This is a genomic window from Acinetobacter sp. CIP 102637, assembly GCF_000368425.1.
Classification (GTDB): Bacteria; Pseudomonadota; Gammaproteobacteria; order Pseudomonadales; family Moraxellaceae; genus Acinetobacter; species Acinetobacter parvus.
On sequence record NZ_KB849435.1, the window covers coordinates 1,944,776 to 1,964,799 of the forward strand.

General features: G+C 44.8%; 11 protein-coding genes. 5 read left to right on the forward strand and 6 right to left on the reverse strand.

Annotated elements, in window-relative coordinates:
- The first annotated feature begins 35 nt into the window (after positions 1 to 35).
- The 4 genes from F967_RS12385 to F967_RS12400 all read left to right on the forward strand — a co-directional run bounded on the left by F967_RS12385 (position 36) and on the right by F967_RS12400 (position 4,406).
- A complete protein-coding gene (locus F967_RS12385) occupies positions 36 to 1,853 on the forward strand; it encodes a cation:proton antiporter domain-containing protein (protein WP_004800232.1) in 1,818 nt (605 codons plus the stop codon).
- 118 nt (positions 1,854 to 1,971) lie between these two features.
- Complete coding sequence (locus tag F967_RS12390) at positions 1,972 to 2,847, forward strand: Hsp33 family molecular chaperone HslO (RefSeq protein ID WP_004800235.1); 876 nt, start codon at positions 1,972 to 1,974, stop codon at positions 2,845 to 2,847.
- Between the two features lie 255 nt (positions 2,848 to 3,102).
- A complete protein-coding gene (locus tag F967_RS12395) occupies positions 3,103 to 4,068 on the forward strand; it encodes a DnaJ C-terminal domain-containing protein (RefSeq protein WP_004800236.1) in 966 nt (321 codons plus the stop codon).
- 11 nt (positions 4,069 to 4,079) lie between these two features.
- Positions 4,080 to 4,406: a chaperone modulator CbpM gene (locus F967_RS12400; RefSeq protein ID WP_004762240.1), complete on the forward strand. Its 327-nt coding sequence runs from the start codon at positions 4,080 to 4,082 to the stop codon at positions 4,404 to 4,406.
- Positions 4,407 to 4,435: 29 nt separating this feature from the next.
- Here the strand turns inward: F967_RS12400 and F967_RS12405 are convergent, their stop codons facing one another.
- The 3 genes from F967_RS12405 to rpsO form a co-directional block, all read right to left on the reverse strand.
- Entirely contained in the window at positions 4,436 to 5,659 is a 1,224-nt protein-coding gene (locus tag F967_RS12405) for a magnesium transporter CorA family protein (RefSeq protein WP_034431284.1), read from the reverse strand.
- An 86-nt stretch (positions 5,660 to 5,745) separates the two neighbouring features.
- Positions 5,746 to 7,833, reverse strand: coding sequence for a polyribonucleotide nucleotidyltransferase (gene pnp / locus F967_RS12410; RefSeq protein ID WP_171062016.1), 2,088 nt, complete (start codon positions 7,831 to 7,833; stop codon positions 5,746 to 5,748).
- A 269-nt stretch (positions 7,834 to 8,102) separates the two neighbouring features.
- Positions 8,103 to 8,372, reverse strand: a complete 270-nt coding sequence (gene rpsO, locus F967_RS12415) for a 30S ribosomal protein S15 (RefSeq protein ID WP_004637724.1) — start codon at positions 8,370 to 8,372, stop codon at positions 8,103 to 8,105.
- A gap of 237 nt (positions 8,373 to 8,609) precedes the next feature.
- Here rpsO and F967_RS12420 point away from each other — a divergent pair, with 237 nt between their 5' ends.
- Positions 8,610 to 9,908 (forward strand): serine hydrolase domain-containing protein, encoded by a 1,299-nt coding sequence (locus tag F967_RS12420; RefSeq protein WP_004800238.1) that lies wholly within the window; start codon positions 8,610 to 8,612, stop codon positions 9,906 to 9,908.
- Between the two features lie 719 nt (positions 9,909 to 10,627).
- Here F967_RS12420 and recD read toward each other — a convergent pair.
- The 3 genes from recD to F967_RS12435 all read right to left on the reverse strand — a co-directional run bounded on the left by recD (position 10,628) and on the right by F967_RS12435 (position 19,849).
- On the reverse strand, positions 10,628 to 12,331 hold the full coding sequence (gene recD, locus F967_RS12425; protein WP_212749259.1) for an exodeoxyribonuclease V subunit alpha: 1,704 nt from the start codon (positions 12,329 to 12,331) through the stop codon (positions 10,628 to 10,630).
- Between the two features lie 147 nt (positions 12,332 to 12,478).
- A complete protein-coding gene (locus F967_RS12430; protein WP_004800242.1) occupies positions 12,479 to 16,207 on the reverse strand; it encodes a UvrD-helicase domain-containing protein in 3,729 nt (1,242 codons plus the stop codon).
- A gap of 3 nt (positions 16,208 to 16,210) precedes the next feature.
- Entirely contained in the window at positions 16,211 to 19,849 is a 3,639-nt protein-coding gene (locus tag F967_RS12435) for an exodeoxyribonuclease V subunit gamma (RefSeq protein ID WP_004800244.1), read from the reverse strand.
- Positions 19,850 to 20,024: the final 175 nt, after the last annotated feature.

The window sequence follows — 20,024 nt, forward strand, 5'->3', positions numbered from 1 at the left end:
CTGAATATGAGAAACATAAAAATTTGAGGCATTAGATGTCCTTACTGCTACAAATCATTTTGTTATCGCTTGCGACCTTAATCTTTGCACCATTGGCAAAACGCTATGCCTCAACCTCTATTTTGGGTTATCTCATCGCAGGGCTATTGCTGGGTTCTGGTGTTTTCAATCTGATTAATGATGCAAGGCTAATCAGTCAATTGACTGACTTGGGCATGATCATGTTGATGTTGTTTCTGGGCTTTGCCTTTAAACCGCAACAACTCTGGGGACAGCGCCATAATCTGATGATCAATAGTGGATTGCCAACGCTACTTAGCATTATTTTCTTGGTCAGTGCCAGTTTTTTCATCCTACAGGATTTTCTAAAAAGTATGATTCTGGGCTTTGCACTTGCCCTGTCATGCATCACCCTTGTACAGCAACTGCTTCAAAATAAAATACAAATCAACAGTAAATTGGGGCAGACTGCACTATCCAGCCTACAGTTACACAGCTTGTTTGCAGTGGTTCTGATTGGCTTGTTTCCCCTACTGGAAGACACCGCATCAACCCAGCATGGAATCGCCTATTTCGCTGCGATTATTGCTACCATTTCAGGCTTGTTTCTCGCAAGCCGTTATCTGGTTCGTCCTGCCTTTCGCTTTTTGGCACATCGCCATAGTATTGAGCTGATTCCAGTTCTGGGATTATTGATTGTTCTCTCAGTGCTTTTAATCATAGATATTCTCAACATCCATACACTGATTGGCGCTTTTCTGGCAGGCATCTTACTGGCAGAGACTGAGTTTAAGGTAGAGGTTGAACGGATTATTTCCCCTTTTAAAGATGCGGCAATCGGGTTGTTGTTCCTTGCCATAGGACTGGGACTTTCCTTGACTCCCCTGCTACAGTCACCTTTATTCATTCTGAGTTCCATTCTTGGATTGTTGCTGATTAAAACCGTTGTGATTGCGGTATGCAGTTATTATCAGCACCGTTCTGCCAAGTTCAGCCTTGGACTGCCCATCCTGCTGGCACAAAGCGGGGAACTGTCTTTTATTCTGCTAAAAATCGCAGAAACCGAACAGTTACTCAACAAAGAGATTTTGCAACCGACCTTGCTGATCATATTTGGCTCGATGCTGCTCACCCCACTGCTGTATTGGCTAATGAATGCCAAAATCTTACCCCTGATACAGAAAAAAACGCCTGCACCTATTCAGGATGTGCCACAGCATCCCATTCTGATTGTGGGTTTTGGACGTTTTGGACAAGTCGTTGCACGCGCCCTACATGCACAGGGCAGACAGTTCAGCGTGATAGACAGCAACCAGCCCGATGCCGACTTTATTGAACAATATGGACACCATTTTCTGGATGCCGATGTCACCAAAGTCGAAAATCTGCGTGCGGCAGGTATTGAATATTGCAAGTTGCTGATTGTTGCCATTGATGATGTTGAGGACAGCATGAACCTTGCACGGCATCTTCGCCTAAATTATCCAGACCTGAGCTTGCTGGTACGTGCGCGTGACCGTCATCATGCCCATTTACTGCATGATTTGGGCATTCAGCATGTTTGGCGTGAAACCTATTTATCTTCTGTGGATATGGCCCAACAGGCACTGATTGAAACTGGATGTTCAACTGCGGATGCACAGGTACAAATCAGCCAGTTCCAGCAGCAGGATCAACAGTTGCTGAATCAGTCGCTCTGGTCTCATGATCAGTATGCAACAATGGACCATTATCCCAATGCACTTGCTGAACTTGAGTATTTATTTGAAAACATAAAAATTATTTCTCCAGAATGCTTGCCTGATGATCAGGTGACACAGACTGATGCAAAATCGCCGCATGAAACATCTTGAGTTTTGGTAAAGCGCCACCATTATTGACTGCATACCGCCATTCACCCACTTGTGAAGTCTTTCAAACTTGGCAAGTCAAAGCGTTGTTTGTGCGCTGTACGGAATACTGGAGAAAAAGATGTCTGATTTACGCCAACGCTTTTATATTGAAGACTGCCCTGTTCGTGGTGAGGTGGTTCATTTGGAAGAAACACTGCAAACCATTCTGGCACAACGTGAATATATGCCTGCGGTGCAAAGCCTGCTGGGTGAAATGCTCAGCGCCACCGCCTTACTGGCAAGCACGCTTAAAATACGTGGTCGTATCAGCCTGCAAATTCAGGCCAATGGCACATTCAAGTGGGCAATGGCGGAATGCAACCACTTGGGTGAAGTGCGCGCACTAGCGGATTATGAAGATGACCCAAGATTTGTAGAGGGGTCGGATAGCCGTACTGTACTTGCGTCACTCAGCAGTCCTGTTCTATTTATCAATATCGAGCCTGAGCATGGCGAACGCTATCAGGGGATTGTACCACTGGATCAACCGACACTGGCAGGTTGCCTGATGCAGTATTATGACCTGTCTGCACAGATTCCAACACATATTGTTCTGGCAACCAACAGTAAACATTCGGGTGGCTTACTGATTCAGTTGCTTCCGCGCAATAATGAGGAAGAACAGAAACTGGTGGATGAGGACTTATGGCCACGTCTGACCATGCTGACTGAAACACTAAAACCAGAAGAGCTAACCGACCTACCAGCCAATGAAATTCTCTATCGTTTGTATAACGAGGAAGAGGTACGTTTACCTGATGTTGAGCAATTAAAGTTTGGCTGTACTTGTTCCAAAGCACGCTGTGCCAATGCCCTGATCCAGATTGGGGTGGATGCGGTACACGAAACGCTGGAAGCACAGAATCCAATTCAGATGGATTGCCAGTTCTGTAATGCACGCTATGAATTTACCGCCGAAGAGGCTTTGGCCTTATTTGGTGAACATTTGAGTTAATTGATTTTTCTCATAAAAAAAGACGGGCTGCCGTCTTTTTTTATTTTACGTTAAGGTCTACTGGATAAGGCATTTATCCAAAACTCTATCTCAGTTAAAGTTATAGCCCAATGGATATCATGATCGGTGTCAGCCAAGCCAAAGTGCTGGCATTTTTTCCAAAACAACAAAACAAGTCTTATACAATCCAGCCTATTGAAATCTTGGCAATTCGCTTCATAATAAAAGAAACATCTCATTATTATATTTAAGATCATGGCAAAAAATTATTATGAAGAGCTCGGTGTTTCAAGAGATGCCTCAGCAGACGAAATCAAAAAAGCATATCGTAAACTGGCAAAGAAATATCATCCAGATATTAGTAAAGAGGCAGATGCTGAAGCCAAAATGCAGGCGATTAATGTCGCCTACGATACCTTGGGTGATGCCACTAAAAAGGCTGAATATGACCAGATGCTGGATCATCCACAGGGTTTTGCTGGCTTTGGTCAGGGTGCAGGCGGATTTGGTCAAGGCACGGGTGGTTTTGACGGTTCCCAGTTCTATCGCCAAAGTTCAGGCGATGGGGGTGCAGACTTTAGTGGTTTTGAAGACTTGTTTGGCCGTTTTGGCGCAGGGTTTGGTGGCGGGCAGCAGCGTTCGCAACGCCAGCAACGCAGTTACAAGGGCGAAGACCAGCATGCCAGCATTCAAGTTGACTTAGATATTGCCTATCACGGTTCAACCCAGCAAATTACCCTACAGATTCCGACCTACAATGCCTATGGTGAGCCTGAAATACAGCGAAAAACCTTGCAGGTTAAGATTCCAAAAGGAATGAAAGAAGGTCAGCAAATTCGCTTAAATGGTCAAGGACAAAGTGGCATCAATGGCGGTGAAAATGGTGATCTTTATATTGAAATCCAATATAAAGATACCGACCGCATTCGTATTGAAGGGGCTGATGTCTATCAAACTATTGATGTAACTCCGTGGGAAGCAGCTCTAGGACAAAGCATTGAAGTCAATACTCCCGCAGGCCAACTCAAAGTCAATTTACCTAAAAATGCCAAAAATGGACAACAATTACGTCTCAAAGATAAAGGGATACCAAATAAAACTGCAGGGCATTTATATCTAATTATTAATATTGTTTTACCACCAGCACACAGCGAACAAGAGCAACAAGCTTATCAACAGTTTGCAGATGCTTTTGCTTCATTCAGACCTCGTGCCTCATAAGGAGTAAGATCATGACAACTATTCAATACAAAGAAATTCAATATGATGGTCACTGCCAAGTTGAAATCATTGATGAACAATTGGCACTTGATCTCGAACACTTTGCCGAAGTCTGTGGTCAAAGCACCGACTGGGTACTCAAGCTGATCGACTACGATATTTTGCAGATTCAAGTTGATCCACAAAGCCACCAGTTCATTGGTGAAGATGTTGCCCGCGCCCGTCGTGCCTACCGTTTACAGCGTGACTTTGATGCCAGTCTATCTGCGGTTGCGGTGATGCTGGACCTGATTGATGAAGTGCAGCAACTCCGCAAGCAGTTAAAACATTTTCATTAAGGCAACATCTTTATATATGACTAAACGCTTTATTTTAGTTTAGTCATTTTCTCAACCTCTTTGAGGGTTTGTTTAATCGGTTCATAGTCCAGAAACCAGAGCAGGTTCAAGTTGCGTTGTTTATGCTGCTGCGCCAGCAGGTCAATCACACTACGCTCACCCCGCCCCACCAGATGCTGCTGATAGAAATAATACAGCAACAGCACTGTGCTTAATAACATCACCGCCAGCATGATCCAGAACCCGACAGGGGACTTTAATCCTGGAATAAACTCAAAGTTCATTCCATAAATTCCCGTCAGCAAGGTCAGGGGTGCGAATACGGCGGTGATGATCGCCAAAATCCGCATATTTTCATTGGTCTGATTCGCAATAGCCGAAAAGTGTAAATCAATGGCTGATTGAATGGCGTTTCTCAAGCGTAAGGTATGCTTTTGCACACGCTCCACATGGCTCATCAAGTCATTCAGCCGAACCAGAAGAATGTCCTGGGTTTTGTGTTTATGTTCACTGACCACATGATGATAATTATCTACAAGCTCATCCCGAAACTCTTGCAAGGTTTCAATCTGTTCCTCACACAGGTTTTCAATCTGCTGAAATGCCATATCTTCATGAAACAACTGATGCCATTGTTTAAATCGACGATTTCCTTGCAATAACTGTTGCTGCCAGTATTCAACACGTCGTGTTAATGGGGTGCGCAGATTGAGGTAGCCATCAATCATACTGTTTAATAAACGAAGTGATAAATCAGCAGGTGTACTTGGTAATTTACGGGGTTTATTTTGTTCCTCAATCGCCCGCCCCATAATGGTCTGGATACGTTGAATATAGCTTTCCATCGCCTTATTGCCCTGCTCCCTTAAACTGACCAGGACATTCGGCGTGAGGATAAAACTCACTGGTGTGGTGGCCAGGCCAAAAACACTTTCATGGGATTCCAGTGGACTGTCACTTTCATAAATCTGGTCGTCTGGGCTAATCAGTTTGCGGAACACCAGCAGGTCATATTCCTCAACACTGTCGAAAGCACACGGATGTTCAATATTGAGTAGGTCGCGCAGATGAAACTCATTCAGAACCAGTCCTGTGTGTTCATAGACATTCTTCTGCCAGGATTCTGTATGGTTGACCAAATCCTGTCTCAAACTATCAACCCATAAAAACTCAAGCGTATGTTCTGTTTGTTGGTCCACGCTAATAAAAATCGTATTTTCACTGTTATGACGATAAAAATAATAAAGCTGCATAACCATGATATTCATCTAAATCCCAAGAATATCATGCCATAAAAAAGCCCACACAAGGCGAGCTTTTTGTCAGTCGATTGCAGCGATTACGCTTGTTCGATGTCTTTCATGGTCAACTTGATACGACCACGGTTATCAACATCGGCAACCTGAACCTTAAGTTCCTGACCTTCTTTTAACACGTCAGTCACGTTGGCAATACGTTCATTTGAAATTTGCGAAATGTGAAGCAAACCGTCCGTACCTGGCAAGATATTCACGAATGCACCAAATTCAACGATACGAATCACTTTACCTGTATAGATTGTACCTGGCTCAACTTCAGCAGTCAGTGCCTGAATTTTTGCAATCGCAGCACGAGCAGCAGCTTTCGTTTCACCAAATACACGAACTGTACCATTGTCTTCGATATCAATCGCAGCTTTAGTCTCTTCTGTAATGGCACGAATGGTAGCACCACCTTTACCAATGACATCACGAATCTTGTCTGGATTGATGTTAATCACCTCGAAAGTCGGTGCATTCGCACTGATTTCTGCGCGAGCACGTGAAATGACTTTATTCATTTCATTCAGGATATGCATACGACCAGCAAAAGCTTGGTTTAATGCAACTTCCATGATCTCTTCAGTAATACCTTCGATCTTGATGTCCATTTGAAGCGCAGTAATACCGTTTGCAGAACCTGCTACTTTAAAGTCCATATCACCCAGATGGTCTTCGTCACCTAAGATGTCTGAAAGTACTGCAAAACGCTCACCTTCTTTCACTAAGCCCATTGCGATACCCGCAACTGGTGCTTTAAGCGGAACACCCGCATCCATCAGTGCAAGCGAAGCACCACATACAGACGCCATAGAAGATGAACCATTTGATTCAGTAATGTCTGAAACCACACGTAACACATACGGGAAACGGTCAACTGGAGGAAGTACCGCCTGTACACCACGACGCGCCAAACGGCCATGACCGATTTCACGGCGTTTAGGACCAGATTCACGACCTGTTTCACCTACAGAGTATGCAGGAAAGTTATAATGCAACATGAAGTTGTCAGTTTTGGTACCAGCCAAGGTATCAACCATCAACGCATCACGTGTGTTACCCAGAGTTGCAGTCACAAGTGCCTGAGTTTCGCCACGGGTAAACAATGCTGAACCATGGGCACGGCCCAGCACGCCAACCTGAACGTCGATAGCACGAACAGTTTTTGTATCACGACCATCAATACGTGGCTTGCCAGACAAGATGTTGTCACGTACTGTACGGTATTTAAGGTCTTCAAATAATTCGTTGACTTCATCAGCAATACCAGTTTCGTCATTTTCTGGAACGAACTGAGCTACAGCTTCTGCATATAGTGCATCAAGTGCTGCATAACGATCTTGTTTAACCGCAATGGTATATGCTTCAGAGATTTTCGCTTCGAAAGCTGCTTTTAATTGCTCAAGAAGCGCTTCATTTTTAGTTGGAGCAACCCACTCTGATTCTTTCGCACCAACAGCTGCAGCAAATTCTTTGATTGCTTGTACAGCAATTTGCATTTCGTCATGACCGAAAAGTACTGCGCCTAACATTTGGTCTTCTGAAAGTTCTTTCGCTTCAGATTCAACCATTAACACTGCTGACTCTGTACCTGCAACCACAAGATCAAGATCAGATTGTGCAAGTTGTTCTAACGTTGGGTTAAGAACATATTCACCATTGATCAAACCAACACGTGCGCCACCAATTGGACCACGGAAAGGTGTGCCTGCAATCGACAATGCAGCAGATGTACCCAACATTGCAGCAATATCAGCATCCATGGTTTTGTCAGAAGACACAACTGTTGCTGTGACTTGGATTTCGTTGAAATAACCTTCTGGGAACAATGGACGAATTGGACGGTCAATCAAACGAGAAATTAGAGTCTCTGCTTCAGAAGCACGGCCTTCACGCTTGCCATAACCACCAGGGATACGACCCGCCGCATATTGTTTTTCTTGATAATTCACAGTTAACGGGAAAAAGTCTTGACCCGCTTTTGCTTTTGGCTGTGCAACCACCGCAACAAGCACAGTGACACCACCCATTGTGATTAAAACTGAATTTGCTTGACGTGCAACACGACCCGTTTCTAAAACAACTTGGTGTTGACCAAATTGGAATTCTTTACGAACGATATTAAACATTGACATGTATTATATTTTCCTGATGTCTTTTAAAAAGTTATTCTAGTGAGACCCCTAAGGTTTGGCATTCAGACCACAACTGGCGTGTGGATAAATGACAAAGCTTAGAAGCCATCGCACCAGATCAAAATTTTTAAATAAATTTAAACACAAAGAAGGAGCGAACATGCGCCCCTTCTAAAAATCGCCTAACTTAAATCAGGCGAAACTTTGTTTTCAGCGTTAAGGCATTGCAACATGCGAAATACCGAAAATAAAGCCAAATCGAATTAACGACGTAAACCTAATGCGCCGATCAAAGCAACATAACGACCGTGATCTTTACCATTTAAATAGTCAAGTAGTTTACGACGCTGGTTTACCATACGAATCAAACCACGACGGCTGTGGTGGTCATGTTTGTGCTCTTTAAAGTGACCTTGCAAATCATTGATTTGAGCAGTCAACAAAGCAACCTGTACTTCTGGTGAACCTGTGTCGTTTTCAGCACGAGCAAATTTAGCGATGATCTCTGCGCGATCTGCGTTAGTTAAAGCCATTCGATTTCTCCGAGATGCTTAAAAAATAAAATGATAATGATCAGTTGCAAGCAACTGATTGCCGTGCATCACTACAGCAATTCGCCTATTTTAAGTGATCTATGGCTATATTGCAAAAATGTTTTTATTTCATCATTGGGACAATGACAATTGTCAGAAAAACAGGCAAACTATTTATCAATTCTGTTTTCAGTTTATAACAGAAATGAAAGAAAACGAAAAATTAGCGAGGGAATCGTGAAAATCTTATCCACCAATACCTGTTATGTGCCAGATGACCTCAATCAAGTCATTCGATCCAAAGATGAAGTTGCGGCTGAATTGGGTGGCATGACAGAAAAGCAGATTCAAAAAATTTGGGATAGCATTGAATGTCTTTATAAAACGGGGAACTATCCTTTAATTACCCTATGTCTACGCCGTCAGGGACAAATCCTGCTGAACCGTAGCATTGGCTACGCTCAGGGCAACACTCCCGATGGTCTGGGTGCTGATGCCAAGATCGGCACACCAGACACTCCCGTTTGCCTGTTCTCAGCCTCTAAAATGGTCACGGCCATGCTGGTACACATGCTGGATGAGCGTGGTGACTTGAACCTGCTGGATCCAATCAGCTATTACATTCCTGAATATGGGGTCAATGGCAAACGGCGTGCGACCCTGTTCCATATGTTATCACATCGCGGTGGAATTCCACGGATCGACGGTGAGATCACCCCTGAATTGCTGTTTGATGAGAAAGAGATTCTAAAACGCCTGTGCGCGGCCAAGCCAGTTTCACCATCAGGTACGCATCTTGCCTATCATGCCGTGACCGCAGGCTATATTCTGGGTGAGGTGATCAAGCGTGTCACAGGACAAAGCGTGCGTGAATATCTGGCTGAACATATTGAAAAGCCAATGGGTCTGGATTATTTCAACTATGGCCTAAAACCAGAGTACCGCGCAGATGTGGCAATGAACTACGCCACTGGCATGCATCCAGGTTTAGGTACGGATCGTTATTTAAAGCATGTGCTGGGTGCTGGGCTACAAACCGCTGTGGACATTACCAATGACACACGTTTCATGGATACCATCTGCCCTGCTGGCAACATCTACACCAGTGCAGAGCAGTCAGGACGTTTTTTTGAAATGTTGCTCAGTGGTGGTGAATATCAGGGCAAACAGATCATGAGTGCCAAAACCGTTTTCCGTTCGACCTTGCCGACCTCGGGCGTCAGTATCGACCGTAGTTTACTTGCGCCAATGCGTTATGCACTTGGCCCAATGCTGGGCAGCAACCCTGTCGGTCTGTTTGGGCCAATGACAGGACAGGCTTTTGGACATATTGGCTTCTCGAATATTTTATGCTGGGCCGATCCAGAGCGTGATATCAGTGTGTCATTACTCACCACAGGAAAATCTGTAGTCGGTACCCACTTGCCTGCGCTGACAAAAATGTTGTACCAAATCTCAACTAACTGTCCAAAAATCCCGAAAAACCAGCGCCGCTCATTATTTGCCACTGACCGTAGTGAAAATGATCTGGTTTAATCAGTTGAAGAACAGCTACGCACAAAAAAGCCCAGATTTTCACCTGAGCCTTTGCGCGTAGTTTTTATTATTCTGGTTTTGATTTATTTTTATTGCTTGTTATTTTTCATTCAGACCCTCTGAACGTTCTCCACAATATTATGCTTTTTTTGTTTCCACTTGGTTACATCAACTTCCCTCTATACTTACTATTCTGCCAAAAGAAATGATGGAGAAAAATAGGATTTTTCTCATCTCTTTGTAAGTAAAAACGTACGGTTCTGTATAACATTTAACTGAATATTCCAGAAAAATTGTCAAACAACAATATCTTAGCTCTTAGATGTTGCCGTTATTTTTCACTAATAAATGACGATATACAAGACGTGCAACCGATCTGACGCAATGATTGAACAAGTAGGGTTTAAACAACATTGGTTAAAATAAAACCAAGATTTATCATGATTTTATTCATTCAATATAGATAAAAATAAAAAAGCCCTGTAGTCTCTCCCAAAACTACAAGGCTTAGCGGCTGTAAGTTTCCTCTTTTATCACTTACCTCACTGTAAGTTCGCTGTCTTTCAGACTTTCTTATTATCGTTTTGCGATTTATCTAGCTTTCCGTGCCAGATTCGTTGTGTTTCCATAATCTCAAAAACATTCGGCTTGCTCTAGCGACAATATCTCGAATCTTTGTAAGCTTTTACTTACAGAACAGTGAATTTTAAAGAATAATTTCACAATCCTTCTAAATTGATCTTTTGCACTAAACCACTACGGCGAACTGTTCGAATTGTAAGCGCCTGTTGCAAGGTGCCTGAATCGGCCAGAATACTGACCACTTTTTTGGCGCGCGTCACTGCGGTATAAATCAGTTCCTGACTCAGTAACTTCTCTGCGGGAGCATCCAGAACAATCGCAGTATGGGTAAATTCAGAGCCCTGTGACTTGTGAATGGTGAGCGCAAATGCGGTTTGCATGTTCCGAGGCAGGCGATGTGCAGCAATCCATTTATCCAGACTTGGAAAATACACCTCAAATTGCTGAGATTGGCTTCTATGTTTAAAACAAATGCCAATGTCTCCATTGGAAATTCCAAGCTGATAGTCGTTGTAGGTCATCATCACGGGGCGGCCCACATACCAGTCGCCCACTGCAATCTGTTTAAGCTGCTGGTTGAGCCATTGTTCAGCATAACGGTTCAGTTGCTGCAATCCCAGTTGACCATGTCGAACGGCGGTTAAGATTCGGTAATCATCAAATGCCTGTATCACCTGCTGGATATGCGGTTCTGGTTCATCCGCCTGCACATAGTGTTGCAGTGCCTCAACATAGCCCTGAAACCCATACATCAGCTTTTGTTGATAGGGTTCAATTTCGAACTCACCATACTTGGGCAAATATTCCAGTTGAATAAAATCTGACATCTCTTTGGATAATACAATGGGTTGCAAGCTGGTAGGTGCAGCAATCTCCTGTTCCAGTCTGGTCAGTACCTGAGGATATTGTGTTGGCTGCTGCTGGGCCTGAATAAATCTTGCCAACTGTCCAATTTTTGCCTCACCTGCAAAACGGCGGCTTTTTTGCAACTGGACACGGTTTTCAACCAAGCCCTGGACCTGCTGCAAGTCGGCCAGTACAGAACCCACATCCACCGAAGCCAGCTGATTGGCATCACCCAGTAAAATAATGCGGCAGTTTTCAGGGACCGCCTCGAATAACAGGGTTGCCAGATTCAAGTCCAGCATGGAGGCTTCATCCACCACAATCACATCATAGGGCAAAGGCTGCTTTTGGTGAAAACGTGGGATCTGCCGATTGCCCATACCCAGTAAACGGTGCAAGGTTTGCGTGGTTTGATTACGCAACTCATCTGTAATTAAACCTGATTCCAATAATTTTGGATCATTAAAAGAGTTCTGCAATGCTTCCTGCATGCGTTGAGCGGCTTTGCCCGTAGGTGCTGCCATAGCAATACGAATATCTGGAATGGTCTGGTTGAGGGCTGCAATAATACGCGCCAGCGTATAGGTTTTGCCTGTTCCTGGCCCCCCTGTAATGATACTCAGCCATTGCTGCATCACCATTTTAAGGGCGGCCTGCTGATGTTCATCGCTGAGCAAGTGCTGATAAGGTACAGTATCGACCAACTGAATCGTTTGTCGCTTTAATCGACAAATCTGATCAGCCAGGCGTTGTTCCAGTTGCCAATATCGGTATAATGCCAAGCCCTGCTGATCGTGAACGCATGGGGCAACCTGAGTGGCTGCAACCTCGCTGCAAACCACCAGATCGCCCAGTGCTTCAAGTTGTGCAGGATTTGCCTCAATACAACTGTCGCCACGCAAACTGGCCTCAATCAGTCGCTGTAAGATTTGCGCTGCACCATCTGCCTGAGCCGATTGGGAAAATGGTGCCTGTGTGAGGTAGTTACTCCACATCTCAAGCCAGCCTGCCGTTGCTGACGGATCATTTACTTGTTTGTCCACAGAGTTATCCTCAAACTTACCCACACGCTTATCCACAAGGTTATAAACATATTTATCCACATGATAAACTGTTGTTTAATCTAAATTCATCACTTTTATCTACATTGGTTTGCCCATTTTATCCTCAGAGAAATACCCGAGGATGGCATCCAGACGCAAGATAAATTCATCATCAGGTTTCCAGTACAGATAGCCCTGCTGCGCCTGTCCATTTAGGCCACGCAAATACAGATAGGATGCCCCACCCAGATGCTGCTCAATCTGGTAATGTTGCAGTTTCACGCTTAGGTAGCGGTGCAGTGCCACCAGATACAAGGCCGCCTGTAACCAATAGCTCGACAGCGACATGCTGTCCGCAATCTGGCTGGGCTGGTAATCTGCCTGTTCAACACCCAGATAGTTACTTTTATAATCGGCGATATGGTAACGCTGACCATCGAAATAGACCAAGTCAATTGAACCATTCAGGTAGCGGGCAGATTTCGCCTCCAGCAATTCAGGCATGCTAATACCATACTCTGTAAACAATTGCTGTACGCGTTGCATGGCCAGCACACGATCCGACAAGGCCAGATAAAATGGACATTCCGATAGATATTGTCCTGCCAGCAATTGTTTTAACTGGAAGCCGTCGTTCAGTGGCGTGGCCAACACCTCACCCAGCCATGTCGCAATCCATTGGTATAGTTGCTGCTCTGAGTTTTCCTGTGCTGGAAAATGATTCTGGTATTGATCCAGCAAGTCAAACCATAAGCCTTGATAGCTATTTTTAAAACGGCGGCGGATTTCCTCCACCCATGTTTCAGGTCGCTGAAAATCAATCTGTTCAAAAATCTCATGCAGGAAATTTCCAGCCAGCGTTCCTCTCGGAAAGTGTTGTTTAATCCACGCAATGGGTTCGGAGGCAGGCACAGATGCTGTCAGCATAATATTTAGCTCATCTTCAGCCTGATCGAAGTTCTGCTCAATATTGGCCAGACGATCCGCATGACTGGCCTTGTGTCTTAAATGCTGTGCCAGATAACTGAAGCTGGTTTTACCCCGTGCATAAAAACGCTGCATAGGTAAAGGCTGTGCGGAAAGTGGAATTGTTTGTTGGGTCTGCTGCTGGCGGTGCAATGCTTGCGGCCGCTCCAGAACCAGTGCTTCATCCAGACAATGTGGATGCTGGAATGCTTCACCCTGATTCTTCCAGAATGCCAATCCTGACAGTTTGTTCTTATCACCCTTTTCAGGTTCAAACACCGCATAGACCCGATGACTGGCACGAGTCAACGCCACATACCACAAACGGTTCTGCTCAGCCTGCGCCCGTTGCTGGTGCTGATCCAGCTCATTCTGTTGTAGAAAGTTTTTATCCGCAATCGCCACCACACGCTGTGTTCTAGTTTGTCCTGTTTCTGGCAGCTGGATTTCTGTGGTTGAGAAATTTAAAGCCTCTTTTTTTGAGTCTGGTGCTGCTTTATTTGCTCCAAGCAAAAAGACGATTTTAAATTCCAGACCTTTTGACTGGTGGATGGTCATCAACTGCACCCCAGCTTCACTGGAAAGCTTATGTTCCAGTTCCCATTCACGGTCACTTGGAGAATTGAGTTGCTTTAAATACCAGTGATAGAGGTTTTGTGCCCCCTGCACATGCTCACTATGCTGACTCAGAATATCAGTGAGATGGCGCAGATTGACCACTGCCCGTTCATTGTCTTTACTTTGCGTTGCAACCAGTTGCTGCCAGATACCAAACTGATTCAGACAACGTTGCCATGCCACCAGAAATCCCTGATTCAGCCACATTTCACGGATGTCATCGAATTGCTGAATATAATGGCTCAAGCCCTCTGGACTTTGTTCCAGTGCCAATAAGCGACTTAAATCAAATCCAAACAGTCGACTCAGCAAGGCACGCTTTAACTTGGCCTCATCATAGGGATGCAGCAAGGCCGTGAGTAAAGCACCTATATCCTGAGCAATCTTTGAATCAAACACACTGCGCTTTGAGGGCCGATTGACACGGATTCCCAAGTGTTCCAGTGCATACTGCACCTCGTCCAGTTGTCGGTGGCTACGCGAAAGCACGGCAATATCATCTTCACAAATGGCTTGGCGTACCTCACCATCCAGGCATAGCTGCTGTAAATGTGCCTGATTCAATAAGCTTTGAATTTTCCATGCGACTTGAGTAGCTTGCTCATTGCCCTCTTGCAGTTGCAACCAGCGCAACGGCGCGGGATTGGCCTGTTCATTGTCAATCAGGGCAGGATGTGGACGCGAACCAGCCTGAATCGGGTCATAGATCACCTGCTCGCCAAAATCCATTTGCCGTTGAAACAATACATCCACCACTTCAACCAGTTCTTTCACCGAACGGTGGTTGTGGATCAGTTTATATTCACGCCCCTGCTTCGCTATAATATCCTGATAGGCATTCAGGAATGTCAGCATGTCGCCGCCACGAAAGCCATAAATCGCCTGTTTACGGTCACCGACCATAATCATGCAGCCCTTTTGGTAGCGCTGTGGATGCCGCCAGATACTGGCCAGCATATCATCCTGATCTTGGTTGGTGTCCTGAAACTCATCCACCAGAATCAATGGATAGCGTGACTGTACAAATACCGCAAAATGTTGTCCCTGCTCGCCCTTTAGGGCATCTGACAGGGTTTTGATCTGCTGGGCAAAGGTGGTTTCACCTTTTTGCTGCAACACTTGAGGCAAACGCTTTTTGACTTGGTGACAAAGATGAAACTGTAAATAGGTATTGAATTGATCTAAATCATTTTGAATTTTAAGTTTCATCTCCCAAATATCTTTTAATAACTGAATCAAAGGATGCTGGTAAAAACAGTCCTGAATACTTTGATCACATTTATTAAAAATACTGCTTCGAGCTCGTCCTTTAGAATCTAAAAATAAAACATCGACGTCTTTGAACGCGTTTTGATCAAAATAGATATCTATGCCCTGCTCTTGAATTTGCTGAGCCAGCCGAACTAAGCCTGTTTGAAAAATGAAATGAAAACGATCTTTTGCAAAAGCATTTTTATTAATAAACTTATAATATGCACCCTCGAGTAGATAATAATCCTGTAACTCTTGTAAGTATTGTGATGAAGTTGCTGCGAACTGATGCAAGCATGATTCAAACTCAACGGTGCTAAACACAGGCAAATCTACTTGTTTCAAATGTGCTGAACTAAAATTCAAACTTTCTTCAACCACTTTAATATACTGATCTACACTCTTTAGTTGCTGACTCATATATAAAAAATCAATCACCTGTTGTGGCTGCGACTGAATCCATTCCCGTAACACATCATGAATCAGTTGGCGGGTATAGCTCTTGGCATCCTCAGTGATTTGGGCACGTTCAATCTTGCCACTTTCAAAGGCAAACTCGCGCAACAGCTTCTGGCTAAAGCTGTCCAGTGTCCCGACAAACAGCTCGTCCAGTTGGTCAATTACAAGTTTTAGCCGTTCACAGGCATAGGCGATACGTGGAGCAAAGGTTTTTAACACATGCTGTTTCAGTGGATCAGTTTCCTGCTCCGCCTGCATGTGAATATCAGTTTCCAGTACGCTGCGTAACGGTTCCAGATACTGCTGAATCTCCACCAGACGCAAACGGATACGGCTTTTTAGCTCGGCGGCGGCAGCACGGGTAAACGTGGTGGCAATGACCTGATTCGGTAGGTATTTTTCCAGAAAAATCCGCACCATCAAACTGGATAAGGTATAGGTTTTGCCTGTTCCAGCCGAGGCTTCAATTAAATGTAAACCTTCAAACTGAATATCCCGAATGGGTTGATAAGACACTGGATATTTTGAGTTCATGTCTTACTCCACACGTAAAAATTCAAAAATAGGCTGGTATAAGGCATGGGAATAATGATCACAGGCATATTGTAACAATGCGGTTGCATCCTGTTCCTGCAAAAGGAACTGCCAGTCACGATGCAATTTACACGCTTCATTTTGAGTCATATCAAAACCAGAAAAATCACCTGTATCATTCCAATCTTTTAAAACCTGTTTTTGACTGTCTTCACCCAGAACCCATCGAGACTCCTGCTCAACCCATTGGTGGGACTTGCCTTTCTCGATTGGCTTTAAGATCAAGGCTGCGGGTAACACCACAGGCTGTTGCTGCGCCTCTTGCCATAGTTGCAACCAATGCTTTAAATAATGTTTTGCCTGCTCGGAACCCAATCCTTCACAAATCACGGTCTGGTCACTAAACACTACGATACGGCGTTTTTCTGTAGCGGAGTCATCGTTCAGCACAGCCAACCACAACAAATATTCCAGCCAGACCTTAACAAAACGTTTGGCGCGCGCACTTGACGCTTCCAGACTAACCCAGTCCTGAACGTTCAGTTTTGGCGTGAAACAGACCATTTGTAGTTGTTTTGAGATACGCCAGACCCGTTGTGTGGTGAGTGTCGGGGCTGCCGCATACTGCTGTAAACGTTCAAGCAAGCGCTGTTGCTCTAAGCGGCTTTGCTGCCATGCACTGTGCTGTACCTTTCCAACAGGGAGTTGATCCTGCAAGATGCCAGCCGAGGTCTGCTCATCCTGCTGCTGTAGAAAATGGCGAATAGCATATTTCCCCAAACCATCCAGCAATAACGGTTCAGTTTGATCCACCAGTTCGGTTGCCGTTAAATTTTCCACGCCTAGGGTTTTTAAATACAAACGTGCTGGGAACGCCACATCCTGAATCCATTGCTGGCTATTTAGAATCAGCATCTCATCATGTTCAACAGGATAAAGGGTATTCACCCATGCCTGCCGCTCCCCTTTGACCTGCTGAATCTGTGAAGCGACCTTAAACCATTGATCTTGGAAGCGCACAGGTCGATCCGAAACAAAGCCGAGTGGATCAAATGGCTGTAGTCGATGTAAATGATACAGCGGATAAAGCTGTGGTGGGATTTGTAATGCCTCCAATCCAGCTAAATCCGCTTCTGATAAAGGAGGCCTATCTTCACTGCTAGTCGGTTTTACAATCAACGCCAAATGATCGCGAAAGGCCTGCAAAATACTGGAGGGTTCACGCACTTCCCCATCATTGACATCAAAACCATTATAAAACAGCCACAATTGCTCCTCAGCCAAAAGCACCGCATCCAGAAAGGCCCCCTGATCATCTTCCAGACGAGAACGATCTCCCAATTGCTGACGTAATGCATCCATTAAGTCAAAGGGAATATGGGCATCCCGATTGGGAAACTTGCCTGTATCCAGATTAAGCAGCACAATCAGACGATAAGGAATCGGGCGAATCTGTCCAATCTGGCTAAAGGTGATTTGCCCTGTTGGCTCAACCTGTGCCGACTGGCTTTCCAGCGTCCGTTGAATTTCCTCAATGATATACGGCAATGGCAGTGTAATCTGGCGCAAATGGGTTTCAGCATCATCATAATAACTCGCCAAAGTCAGCATACGCTCCTGCTTTTGCACAATCTCACGCACGGCCTTTAGGGCAACAATATCGGCTTGCTCAAACTCCTGAATATCATCCTTGAGCTTTTTCAGCCAGTCCTCAACAGGTGACTGCTGCCCCAGTTCATGGGCAGTTAGCCAGTTACGGCGGATAGATAAATCCTGATAAATCTGGATCAATATCCCGACCAGTTCAAAATCATCTGGCTGCACCTGTGCATAGCTCAGTATATCCTGTACCAGCACATGCGCTGGCACGGCAATTCCCAGTGCCAGACGATCCAGCGCAAATTTAAAGCTATAGCGATAATCCTGATCATCGGCACTCAGGCTCTGTTTTAAATGTTCAGCATCCAGACCACGCTTAAAGCCTGCGTCACTTAACAAGGCCAGCATCCGTTGCGCCTGAGTATAGTCCAGACCATAACGCTGCTGTGTTGCAGACAGATTGAGCCAGTCGGCAAAATCATCATGGGCAAAGCGTCCCTGTGTAAGCTGCAAACGCCCCAGCACCGCACGCCATGCATTCAGGGCATCCAGTGAAGCCACGCCTGCAATCTTGACGGGCAGAAACACTTCATGCTCATTGGGAACAGCAGGGAATACACTACGAATCAAAGGCTCAAGCTCAGCCAGATTGGGTGCAAGCACCAGCACATCACTAGGACGGCGAGCAACGGAATCTGGCTGCGATAACCAATGGGTCAACTGCTCCTTGAGTACCTCAAGCTGACGCAAACTGGAATGGCAGACATGCAACTGAATCGACTCATCATTCGATGCAAGCTCATATTGCCCTGCCTGAGGTTCTGCCAGATAAAAAATATCGGACTGGACTTTACCCAGTAAGGTTTCTGGAAAATAATTAACAAAGAGATCTTCCCAAATTCCTTCTTCCCCTCCTGCAAGTTGTGACAATAAAGAGAAATGATCACGTGCCTGTTTGCCTAAACGAGTTAATAAAGGATGTCGTGATTCACGACTTAAGGCATTAAATTCTAAATTAAATTGCTCAAAAAAGTTCTGGATTTCCGCATCAGTCGCATTAGGATTTTTGGCAATAAAACGCTCCTTAACACCCAAATCATAACGCTGTTTCCACAGTGGATCGACACTGTCCGCCCAATATTCCTGCGAGGGGTTGTAGTGCAGGATCAACACATCCAAATACTGCCCCAGACGGCGTAAAAATTGCAGTTGGCTGGGTGGCAAGTCCAGCAGGGTAAACACAATCACCTGATTTGGAAGCTGTGACAATGCACGCTGGCGGGTCTGTGGATTGTCCAGAACCTGCCAGAAATCGGCATCAATACTTTGCATCTCCACAAAGTCGGCATGAAAATAGTTTTGCCATAGCCAGCGCTGCCAAGCTTCTAGTTGCTGGGTTTGGTTGAGGCTAAATGCAGACACCTGCTGGTCAGTTTGCGAGATTAGCCGTTCAATATCCAGCGGATGATCTTGCCCCCATGCCGCCAGCCAGTTGCTTGCACAGCGGCAAACGCCCGTACATCCCCGTTGACAATGACCGCGATAAATCATGTAGTTATTAAACAGCTGCGAAACTTGCTCCGCCACCCAATACAGCATACTTTGTTTTTTTAGTTGTTTTTCAGTGCCTTGTTGCAGTTGATCGGCGCTGTCGTAAATCCGTTGCACAATTGAATATAAAGGGTGCTCATTCACAACAGTATTCTGTTCGGGTTGAATAAAAGGCTGTAAAGCTTGATGAATACGCCACTTTAAAATCAAACGCGGAATATTGGCCTTACGGACTTGTTCTTTATTCTCCAACACTTGTTGATAGGCATACCACTGGAAACCACGAATTCTTTGATGGAATTGATAGTTGGCCGTCATACCCTGCTGTTCAGCAATTTTCTGGGTCAGCCACTGCTCCTGGGCAGGACTCGGCACAATAAAATGCTGGGTTTTAAACACCTGAAACGGGGAGGCACTGGGTTGGGTAATGGATGCCATCACACCTTGCAATAACACATCAAGGCGTTGACTCTGAATAACATGAATACCCATCCGTTAATACAACCTCATCAATAAACGACTATTTTGATACATAAAAATAAGTAGATAATCATCACTATACAAGCTTGTGGAACTATGTCACGTTAAACACAGCATGAAATAAAAAATTTTTGAAATTCACCATTTAATGCGCTTGAATATACGACCAAGAGATAGACTTTAGGTA

Excerpts from the sequence above, each read along its gene's own strand:
- F967_RS12405 (WP_034431284.1), bottom strand. The coding sequence starts at position 5,659 with ATGCAGCTTTATTATTTTTATCGTCATAACAGTGAAAATACGATTTTT.
- rpsO (WP_004637724.1), bottom strand. The coding sequence starts at position 8,372 with ATGGCTTTAACTAACGCAGATCGCGCAGAGATCATCGCTAAATTTGCT.
- F967_RS12430 (WP_004800242.1), bottom strand. The coding sequence starts at position 16,207 with ATGAACTCAAAATATCCAGTGTCTTATCAACCCATTCGGGATATTCAG.
- F967_RS12390 (WP_004800235.1), top strand. The coding sequence starts at position 1,972 with ATGTCTGATTTACGCCAACGCTTTTATATTGAAGACTGCCCTGTTCGT.
- F967_RS12395 (WP_004800236.1), top strand. The coding sequence starts at position 3,103 with ATGGCAAAAAATTATTATGAAGAGCTCGGTGTTTCAAGAGATGCCTCA.
- recD (WP_212749259.1), bottom strand. The coding sequence starts at position 12,331 with ATGTGGAGTAACTACCTCACACAGGCACCATTTTCCCAATCGGCTCAG.
- F967_RS12435 (WP_004800244.1), bottom strand. The coding sequence starts at position 19,849 with ATGGGTATTCATGTTATTCAGAGTCAACGCCTTGATGTGTTATTGCAA.
- pnp (WP_171062016.1), bottom strand. The coding sequence starts at position 7,833 with ATGTTTAATATCGTTCGTAAAGAATTCCAATTTGGTCAACACCAAGTT.
- F967_RS12385 (WP_004800232.1), top strand. The coding sequence starts at position 36 with ATGTCCTTACTGCTACAAATCATTTTGTTATCGCTTGCGACCTTAATC.
- F967_RS12400 (WP_004762240.1), top strand. The coding sequence starts at position 4,080 with ATGACAACTATTCAATACAAAGAAATTCAATATGATGGTCACTGCCAA.